Here is a 470-nt window from a genome sequence, read left to right as displayed (position 1 = left end):
GCGGATACTACGGCCGGGTCGACCTCACGTCTGACCGGTTCGTGGCGAATCCGTTCCGCCCCGGTGGCGAGCGCATGTACCGCACCGGCGACCTGGTGTTCTGGGGCGCTGACGGGGAACTCGGCTACATCGGACGCACCGACKWCCAGGTCAAGWTCCGCGGYCASCGCRTCGAACTGGGCGAGATCGAGACGGCACTGCTGGCGCACGACGCGGTCCTGCAGTCGGCCGTGTTGGTGGTCTCGACGGCGACGGGCGACCACCTGGTCGCCTACGTCGTGCCCATGCAGGGTACGCAGGTGAACTCGGAGGACCTGCTCGGTTTCGCGTCGACGTCGTTGCCCACCTACATGGTTCCGTCGGCAATCGTCGTACTGGCGGAGTTCCCGTTGAACCCGTCCGGCAAGCTGGACCGAAAGGCGTTGCCGGCTCCGGTGTTCGAGGCGCGCGCGTACCGGGCGCCGCAGACC

The 470-nt window shown here is 68.1% G+C and carries 1 protein-coding gene; it reads left to right on the top strand.

All coding sequences use genetic code 11. From position 1 onward, the window contains the following. A partial coding sequence (locus AC1DYG_RS19580) for an AMP-binding enzyme (RefSeq protein ID WP_477641520.1) occupies positions 1-470 on the top strand: 470 nt, incomplete at both ends.

This window comes from Pedococcus sp. P1_H8, from assembly GCF_056405175.1.
The sequence above is the reverse complement of the archived record's forward strand: the minus strand, read 5'-3'. Positions and strand labels throughout refer to the sequence as shown.